Genomic DNA, 6,849 nt, shown 5'->3' with positions numbered 1-6,849 from the left:
AGAAAGTCTAAATCCTCAAGATGAAAAAGAAGCAATGGAAATCTTAGATGAAATGAGAAAAAAAATAAAGAAAGAAGATAAAGAAACTCTTGAAAAATCAATCAGAGATTCAAAATTATCCGATAAAGAAAAAGAGGATTTAATCAAGAAATTAGAAAAAGTCACGTTAGTCGAACAAACTACTTCATCTGAGAAAAAAGAAGAATCTTCTTCTGAAGAAAATAAAACAGAAAACAAGGCTTCAGAGAATAATACAGTCGCAAGCAATCAATCTGCAAATGATTATTCTTCAGGTTCATCTTCAAATAGCGGTTCAAGCTCTCACAGTGAAAATTATAGTTCTAGTAGTAATTCTTCCTCAGAAAATAACAGCTATCAAGAACAACCTGCACAACCAACATATACGCCTGAACCAGCACCAGTAGAAACTCAAGCACCAGCTCCTGTACGATTAACTGCGTTAGGAAATACTGGTTTAGAGTTTGCAACACTTGCAGAAGCTGGGGCATGGCTACAACAAAAAATAGATGAAAGTGGTGCACTAGCTGAAGCTGGGAAACAAGATTGGGTTTATACAGGTAACTATTTCGAAATCCCTTGGAGTGATGGGCACACAACAGCTAGTGTAAACCTTAGAAAACAATAACGACAACTGAATAAAATTAGTAGAAAAAGCAATGTTTGGAAAATCCGTTCATTGCTTTTTTTGTGTTTTTAAAAGGAGATAAATATGGATTACTTAAGGAATAAAGAACCACCTTTTGCCATTTTGGCAAAAAGTGAATACAAGAAGAAAGGAAATGAATAATGAATTATAAAAAAATGATTAAGAAGACAATCGCAAGCCTTGCGGTTGGTGTAGGAGTTCTAGCTACATTTGCTAGTCACTCTTCTGTTAACGCTTATCAAGTAAGCGAAGAAAATGGAGGAAAAGGGAATGTTCAAGTGTACCATAAAGTACATGACTATAGCTGGTGGTTAAATATTAATGACAATATCTCTATTGTTAAAGTTAATGGAGAAGTCGTATTTTGTGTTGAACCACCTACCTTAGTTCAAAATGGGGTTTATTATAGCTCGGCAGAAATTCAAGATGGGGCTTTGATAGACCACTTTGGTAATACAATTACTCAACAACAAATAGATGAAATTAAAAATGCTATCTTTTGGGGATGGGATATGTCTTCAGATAAAAGTGGGAATCAATATCTCTATGTGCAGTCTAAAATCTGGGATATTTTAGGGTGGACACCACAATCTTTTAGAGGTGGAAATACATGGGATGGATATTCAAAAGTATCTGATTTTATAGATGGAAAGATGAATGACCAACGTGCCACAAGCTGGCATAACGAAACTTATACTGTTAAAGTTGGAGAATCTATTACACTTACAGATAATAATAATGTTTTTGAATATATTGAATTACCAAAAAATAATCGTGGTTGGATTTTTGAAAGATTGAATTCTAATGAGCTAAAGGTTACACCTACTAAAGACGCTCAAGATGGGACATTCTTTTTTAGAAATAAAAATCTCCCTGAAGATTATACTCCAGCATCACTATTATTAACTCACGGTACTAGTCAGAATTTAATGATGTTTCGTGATCCAGACAGATTAACGGGATTACTAAACTTAAAGGTTGTTAAACAAGGGAACATTAAGATTGTTAAGACCGATGACGAAACTGGAAAACCGCTTGCTGGGGTTGAATTTGGATTGTTTGAAAAAGGTAGTACAACTGCTATTGCGACTGCCACCACGAATGATGAAGGGGAAGCGTTCTTTAATGACTACGACCCTAAAGAGTTTGATATTAAAGAAACTCGAACCCTTGAAACATATAGACTTAATAATCAAGTTTATAGTGTAACTGTTCCTGCAGGGGATACGGTTACTGTACGTGCGACAAATGTTTCTAAGAAATATAAAGTAAGTATTTCAAAACATTTAGACGAAGCGTTAGATGGTAGTGGAACTCGTGTAGCTGGGAAGAATATTGCATTTGATTTAGTAGATACTAATGGCAATGTTGTTCAAACGATTACGACAGATGAAAATGGATATGCAGTATCAAATGATATTCCATATACAACTGCTGTAACGATTGTTGAACACACACCAACAGGCTATCAAACACCACAACCAATTAAAGTTGAGTTAGATACGTCTAAAGACAACCACACATATCATTATCTAGTAGAAAACAATGTGAAGAAATCATTCTTGCAGCTATTAAAAACAGATGCTGAAACAGGGAAAACAATCCCAGCTTCAGGTGTTCGTTTCAAACTTTATAAAGATGGGAAACAAGTTAGCCAACAAGTCACATATCCATCTTTACAAACAATTGATGTTTTTGAAACTGACGCAAATGGTCAAGTAACATTCCCACAACAATTAAGCTATGGGAACTATGAAATCGAAGAAGTACAAGCACCAACAGGATATGTGTTATCAGACAAACGCTTAGCAGTGAACATTTCAGGAGATGACGTGGTTGTAACGGTTAAATTTGCGAACACACCTCAAAAAGGGCAATTACAAATTACGAAAACAGGTTCTCAAGTGGTTTCTTGGGTGCAAGATGGAAATGGAGTAAACGTTCCTAACATTCAAAAAGTACCTCTTGCTGGAGTAACGTTTGAATTAATCAAAGATGGAGTAGTTATTGAACAAGCAACAACAGACACAAACGGAATTGCGACATTTTCTAATAAACCATTAGGGAAATATCAATATCGTGAAATTTCAGCTCCTGAAGGGTATGTAGTGGATTCAACACTACATGAAATTACATTCACACCACAAGAGCAAACTGTGAAAGTTGATAGTCATAGTGTATCTGTTCACAACGAACGTAAGACAATTTCGGTGCAATTCAATAAAACATTTGAGGAATCTAAATACTTCAAGAACGAACAAAAAGCAACCTTTGGACTTTATACAGCTAATGCTGTTGAAGGCTTGCCTGCTAATAGTTTAGTCGGACTTGCGCAAGTAAATGGATCAGGAACATATACATTTGGAAATCTTCCAATTGATGGAGAATTTTACTTAAAAGAATTGACTACTGGAGAAGCATACAGCTTAAATGATACAAAAATTGGCGTATCTACAAGCTTTGCAACAAGTGGAAGTCCAGCACAAACAGTAGTTGTTGAAACACCAATCGTGAACGAAATTAAACGTGGAGACCATGAATTAGTTAAGGTTGAAGCAAACAGTAAAGAACGTTTAGAAGGCGTTGAGTTTAAATTAGTAGCTGTATCTGAAAACAATGGAGAAGTTGAGGTAGGACGTTATACAACGGATAAAGACGGAAGAATCATCTTTAAAGATTTAGAATATGGAAACTACTATGCTCAAGAAACAAAACCATTAGAAGGATACTTAGGAAATCTTCAAAAGTTCTTCTTCAGCATTAAAGGCGGAGAGAAAGTAGATAAAAATGATAATTCTACAGAAGCAACCGCAACTCGTACAGTAGTTGAGAACGAACGTCAACCTTTAATCCATACTGAAGCTACAACTGCTTCAGGCGGTAAACAAGGATATGAAAATGAAAAGCATATCGAAAAAGCATTTCTTACTAATTTAACAATTGGAAAGAAATATACAGTTATTGCTACTCAATATGACAGTACTGGTAAAGTATTTGCTACACAAGAACGTGAATTTATTGCCGATTCAGAAACAAGAACAGAAATCTTTGAATTTACTGTTCCTGTAGGATATACAGGCAATATCGTGTACGGAGAAGATTTGTATCGTGATAAAGAAAAAGTGGCAACACACTTTGACCTTAAAAATGATAAACAAACAGTAACAGTAGTAAGACCTGAATTACCAAACACTGGTACACAAGGAAGCGGAATGACGATTCTTGCTGGACTTGTAGCGTTAATTGTTGCGTTAGGATTATCAAAAAAGAGAAAACAAAACTAGAAGAAGGAAAGAGTGGCTAAAAGGTCACTCTTAACCTTTTGCCATTTTGGCAAAAGGTTTTATTAGAAAGGAGAACTGTAAATGGCTGTGAAAAAGGAACAACCAATTGAAGTATTGATGGAAGTAACTCCAGCACAAAGGAAAAAGATGGCACAAATGGCAAATACTGTTTTAAAAAATATGGGCATCGATCCTAACGCATATTGGTATGAACAACAATACAAACTTGTGATTGATAATATTGGAAAATTAAACGAAAACAAGAAAGGAAATGAATAATGAACGGATTAACATTAAAACTATTAGCATATAACATTTGGACAACCTTTTTAGAGGGTGCTCCTTCAACGACAGGAAACTTAGATAAAAACGTTAATGAACTTGCGGTAGAAATCGTAAACTTTATTACAGGTATTGCTTCAGGGGGTGCTGCAATTGCGATTGCATGTTGTGGATTCTTAATTATGGGTACTAGAGAACATGCAGAAACAGGGAAAAAATGGTTACCACGTATCTTTATTGGATTCGCAATTGTATCCTTGGTGTGGGTTATCACAGGATTCATGAAGGCTAAAGTAGCAGTATATCAATAAGAGGTGAAAATATGATTGTCGCAACAACGAAAGTGAAAGGCTTTAAGCAACGACTGAAATATAAACGATTTGAAGGAGTAGAGATGAACGTCTCTACTTTTTTAAAGCAAATGAGTGCTTTAGAAAAAAGTTGTCAAGAAGACGATTCGCAAGTAGAAGTTGCAATCGTTTTAAAAGATACGAATAAACCTAAAGATGATTTTCTTTATAGAACTGAAGCTTTTGTAGTTGGAAAAGGAAACGGACGCTTAGTAATCAATACAATCGAAAAAGAATTATTAGCTTTATTTCCGGATAAAGAAGTTGAGGTAGGGAAACTCATCAATCAGTTGATTGATGAGGCTACAAACAAAGTTTCAGTAGAAGAAGAATCAGAACAAGTTCACTTGAAAAGTGATCATGTTCTTAAGAAAAAAAGTGTAGCATCAGTTGAATCTAGTCCGGTTACTCAAAAGAACGTTGAAACTGAAGAATTAAAAGAAATTAAGAATGGACAAAAAAAGAAGAACCTTTCTAAGAAAAAAGTCCTAGGGTCACTATCAATAGCGGTTGTAATTGGCGTTGGAATAATAGCTGGTTTTATGTATGTTCCAATATTATTAAAACCTCAATACGACACATTAATTCAAAACCAAGAATATGTAAAAGCAGTTGCGGAATATCCTGAAAAAAAGGATAAAGTTGAATCACTATTATTCGAGAAGGGGAAAGAGGGAGTAGGGCAACTTGAAGAATATGTTGCAAAGACTAATTCATCTTCTTCTCGATATGACCTAGCTTATTTAAAACAGGATTTTCAAAAGGTTGTGGATATGAAAGAAGAAGCAACTACACCAATACGAAAAACGGCTTTAGCGGTCAGTTACGTGAAATTAGGAATGATTGATGAAGCCTATGAATTGAATCAGAAATTAGGAAGTAATCGTCTAAAACAATTAATTGTAGAAGCCTATGAAGTAAAAGCTATCGAAGCGTTAAAGGCATTGGATTTAAAGACTGCTGAAAGGATTCAAGATAAAATCCATCAATTGACCTTACAAACGAAAATTGAACATGTAACAACAGCGTTAAACGAGGAAAATAATCTGAAGAACAAACTAAAGGATAGTTCCCTTTCAGATGAGCAAAAGGAAGATTCCAACAAACAATTAAAACAAATTCAAGAAAAAATTGAAAAAATTAAAAAAGGAGTGTTTTAACTATGGAACAACAAAACAAAAAGAAAAATTTTAAAGTTATTGGTGCTAGTGCTTTATTATTACTATCACTAGGAGCTTGTGCTATTTTTTCGTCATCTCAACAAAGTAATCAAAATACGCAAGTTGCGGTAGAGGAAACAACGACAACATCAGTTGTAGTACAAGTAGAAAATAAACCTACTAAAGAAACACCACATACCGTTCTAAAGGAAGAAGTAGTCGACAAATTAGTAGAAATAGGTTCACAATCTGTAGCTGAAGAAACCGTCAATACAATTATTGCAGTTGCTGAAGCTAAAATAACTCAACCTGAAGAACTGGATAAAGTTGTTACATTAATTGAAAAACCAACTACCGAACTGGATAAAGTTGTTGGTTTAGTAGAGCAAGATAGTAAGAAACAAGATGACGTTGCTATTCTTCCAACACCAACAAAACCAACAGAAGAAAAACCAACTGTTCCATCAGATGAAAATAATAAACCAACAAAACCAACAGATGAACCAACGAATCCAGTAACACCAGTACAACCAACTGAACCTATAGCACCTATCTTACCAACAGAACCAACAACACCTGTAGCTCCAACGAATCCAGTAACACCAGTACAACCTTCAGAAGAATTATCTGAAGATGAAAAACAATTGGATATTAAAACAAAAGTAGTAGATGGAGAAGAAGTGAAGTACGCTACAGGAGAAGCGACAACAACAGACGCTTTACCTGAATTAGATATCTCAAAATTAACGAATGATGATAACACAACTACAACAAATGACACACCTTCAACAGATATTAAGACACCTGAAAAATCATAATGAAAAGAAAAGTAGAAATTGACAACCAATTTCTACTTTTTGCCATTTTGGTAAAAAGTGAAGTTAGAAAAATTATTTTTCAAAAAACAAACCTTTTGCCAAAATGGCAAAAAGTTTATTAAGGAGGAACAACATGAAAATATATGCAACGATAGAGGAATTAAATTATCCATTTATTACATTACTTACGGAATTTGGAGAGAAAGAGTTAGAAATTACTCACCTTCCTGAAACATCTTCATTTTGGAATATTTTAACAGTCGCATTTGAAGAAGAAAATACCGCCTT

Annotated in this window: 6 protein-coding genes; all 6 read left to right on the top strand. The window is 34.5% G+C overall.

The features are described from left to right. On the top strand, positions 1 to 646 hold a 646-nt coding region (locus tag Q0594_RS07050), incomplete at its 5' end, for a hypothetical protein (RefSeq protein WP_298730806.1). Positions 647 to 807: 161 nt separating this feature from the next. After that, on the top strand, positions 808 to 3,951 hold the full coding sequence (locus Q0594_RS07045; protein WP_298730805.1) for a SpaA isopeptide-forming pilin-related protein: 3,144 nt from the start codon (positions 808 to 810) through the stop codon (positions 3,949 to 3,951). Positions 3,952 to 4,032: 81 nt separating this feature from the next. Then, entirely contained in the window at positions 4,033 to 4,230 is a 198-nt protein-coding gene (locus Q0594_RS07040) for a hypothetical protein (protein WP_298730803.1), read from the top strand. Further along, on the top strand, positions 4,230 to 4,544 hold the full coding sequence (locus Q0594_RS07035; protein WP_298730801.1) for a TrbC/VirB2 family protein: 315 nt from the start codon (positions 4,230 to 4,232) through the stop codon (positions 4,542 to 4,544). Before Q0594_RS07040 ends, Q0594_RS07035 begins: the two co-directional genes overlap by 1 nt. 11 nt (positions 4,545 to 4,555) lie before the next feature. Further along, positions 4,556 to 5,743: a hypothetical protein gene (locus Q0594_RS07030; protein ID WP_298730800.1), complete on the top strand. Its 1,188-nt coding sequence runs from the start codon at positions 4,556 to 4,558 to the stop codon at positions 5,741 to 5,743. A gap of 2 nt (positions 5,744 to 5,745) precedes the next feature. Beyond that, the gene (locus Q0594_RS07025; RefSeq protein WP_298730799.1) at positions 5,746 to 6,561 is read left to right on the top strand and encodes a hypothetical protein; all 816 of its coding nucleotides are present in this window, start codon (positions 5,746 to 5,748) and stop codon (positions 6,559 to 6,561) included. Positions 6,562 to 6,849: the final 288 nt, after the last annotated feature.

The organism is uncultured Granulicatella sp. (assembly GCF_938030755.1).
In the GTDB taxonomy this organism is placed as follows: Bacteria; Bacillota; Bacilli; order Lactobacillales; family Aerococcaceae; genus Granulicatella.
The sequence above is the reverse complement of the archived record's forward strand: the minus strand, read 5'-3'. Positions and strand labels throughout refer to the sequence as shown.

Excerpts from the sequence above, each read along its gene's own strand:
- Q0594_RS07030 (WP_298730800.1), top strand. The coding sequence starts at position 4,556 with ATGATTGTCGCAACAACGAAAGTGAAAGGCTTTAAGCAACGACTGAAA.
- Q0594_RS07035 (WP_298730801.1), top strand. The coding sequence starts at position 4,230 with ATGAACGGATTAACATTAAAACTATTAGCATATAACATTTGGACAACC.
- Q0594_RS07045 (WP_298730805.1), top strand. The coding sequence starts at position 808 with ATGAATTATAAAAAAATGATTAAGAAGACAATCGCAAGCCTTGCGGTT.
- Q0594_RS07040 (WP_298730803.1), top strand. The coding sequence starts at position 4,033 with ATGGCTGTGAAAAAGGAACAACCAATTGAAGTATTGATGGAAGTAACT.
- Q0594_RS07025 (WP_298730799.1), top strand. The coding sequence starts at position 5,746 with ATGGAACAACAAAACAAAAAGAAAAATTTTAAAGTTATTGGTGCTAGT.